The 1,993-nt window shown below is 73.8% G+C and carries 2 protein-coding genes and 1 pseudogene; 1 reads left to right on the plus strand and 2 read right to left on the minus strand.

What is annotated here, in order from left to right:
* Positions 1 to 323 precede the first annotated feature (323 nt).
* Complete coding sequence (gene pdxH, locus FRW57_RS20965) at positions 324 to 1,001, minus strand: pyridoxamine 5'-phosphate oxidase (protein ID WP_152186977.1); 678 nt, start codon at positions 999 to 1,001, stop codon at positions 324 to 326.
* A gap of 99 nt (positions 1,002 to 1,100) precedes the next feature.
* Between pdxH and FRW57_RS20970 the strand changes: the two genes are divergently transcribed.
* Complete coding sequence (locus FRW57_RS20970) at positions 1,101 to 1,478, plus strand: hypothetical protein (RefSeq protein WP_137123085.1); 378 nt, start codon at positions 1,101 to 1,103, stop codon at positions 1,476 to 1,478.
* Positions 1,479 to 1,559: 81 nt separating this feature from the next.
* On the opposite strand, the pseudogene FRW57_RS23625 reads toward FRW57_RS20970, so the two are convergent.
* Positions 1,560 to 1,993 (minus strand): annotated as a pseudogene (locus FRW57_RS23625) (MFS transporter); the annotation flags it as partial.

The raw sequence follows: 1,993 nt of genomic DNA on the forward strand, positions 1-1,993 counted from the left end.
TGCGGCTCAGCGGACCGTTCGAGCTCGTCGGCAAGCTGCCGGAGCACCTGCGCCGGAGCGTCGGCCACGCCCCCGGGGAGGCGGCGGCGCACTCGCGGCACGGCTGCGCGCATCCGATCGGCCAGCGAGGTCTCGGGATCCTGGGGTGTCGTGGTCACGGCCGCCATCCTCCCGCGCCACCCCGTGCTCGCCTCAACCCGGCTTCTGTGGTGCAGACCGGTCCCACCGCCGTCCAGCACTCACCGAAGCGGTTTGGGCGACAGAAACCCATCCGGGCCGTGCCAGCAAAGCCGCCGGGGCCGAGGGTGGGCCCCGGCAAGGAGTCAGGGCTGGCGACGCAGGACCCGCCAGGCCGCGGCGTCATCGAGGGTCCCCTCCGCGACGCGCTCGAAGACCAGTCGGTCGTGCAGCCGGTTGCGCCGGCCCGCCCAGAACTCCACCTCGTCACACCGGATCCGGTAGCCACCCCAGCGGTCCGGCACCGGCACGTCCGTCGGGCGGCCGTGGTCCGGCCACCGCTCGGCATACTCCTCGAAGGCCTGCTCCAACGCGGCCCGGCCCTCGATCAGCCGCGACTGCCGCGAGGCCCACGCGCTGATCCGCGACCCCCACGGACGCTGCCCGAAGTAGTCGGTGGCCTCGTCCCGGCCCAGTTCGTGCGCCACCCCCCGGAACCGCACCGCCCGGAACATCCCGGCCCAGGTCAGCGAGGCCGCGACCGCCGGGTTGCCCCGCAGCTGCACGCCCTTGGCCGAGTCGAGGCAGGTGACGAAACCCGGCCCCGTCGGGTCGAAGAACCGCATCAGCACGGTGCGCACGTCCGGCCGGCCCTGGCCATCGACGGTCGCGACCGACAGCGACAGCGGCTCGGGGACGTCGCCGCGGTCCTCCTGCCGCTCCACCGCCTCGTCGACCCAGTGACTCGCCTGCGCCCACGGCGTGGGTGCGAGCACCTCCTCGCCGAGCCCCGCCCCGTCGTAGTCGGTCCGTGTGCTCACCATGGGCCCAAGGTTAGGGTCACGACCGTCGCCGCCTCGGCCCGGCCCGCTCAGGGGGTGCCGTTTATGGTGAGGGCAGACGTCCGACCCTGAAGGAGACCGATGCCCGCATCCGGCAAGGCGCTCGGCAGCGCCATGAAGCTCGGGATGAAGTACGGCCCGATGGCCTACGAGCTGGTGCGACACAGCCGCGAGCCGGCCAAGGTCCTCGCGCAGAAGGCGATGACCAAGGCCAGTGCCCGGCGGCAGGCGCTGCAGCACGCTGCCAGCGTCATCGACGGCTCGGCGCTGCTCGTCTTCCACCGCGACCTGCAGGTGTGGGTCGTCTTCAGCGGCGACGAGCCGATCGGCAGCCACCCCGTGGTCACCGTGTCGCTGGCCGACCTGCTCGAGCACGCCGACCTCTCGCGCCGCATCCGTCCCGGCGACCAGGCCACGTCGCGGGTCAGGCTGCCCAGGCCGACGCCGCGCCGCCACTGAACTCACCCCGCCACTGAACTCACCCGCTCGGCCCCGAACCCCGTGAGCAGGAGGGGTATGGCGGGTGCGCGCCACCCGCGGTCAGGCGGGGCGCATCACGGGGCGCACCCGAGCGATCGGCAGCACCAGCAGGATCGGTGCCGCCGAGGCGACGAACGTCCACGGCAGCCCGAACCCGGTGGCCGCGACCGCGCCGACGGCGAAGGCGCCCAGTGCCGTGCCGGTGTCGAACCCGACGTTCCAGACCGCACTGGCGATGTTGTCCTGTGGCGTGCTGGCGAGGGCGGCCACGAGGGTGAGGTTCTGGGTCGCGCCGTAGCCGATGCCGAACACGGTCGCGCCCACCAGCACCCCCGCAACCGTGCCGGCCCCCTCCCCCGCGACCAGGCTCGTCCCGACGGCGACGAGCCCGACCGCCGAGGTCAGCAGCGACGCCGGCAGCAGGAGCTGCACCCCCAGTCGGTCGGCCGCCAGCCCCACCGCCCACCGCGCGACCGACTGGGGGTGCAGCTCCT

This window comes from Segeticoccus rhizosphaerae (assembly GCF_009192725.1).
Lineage (GTDB): Bacteria > Actinomycetota > Actinomycetes > Actinomycetales > Dermatophilaceae > Segeticoccus > Segeticoccus rhizosphaerae.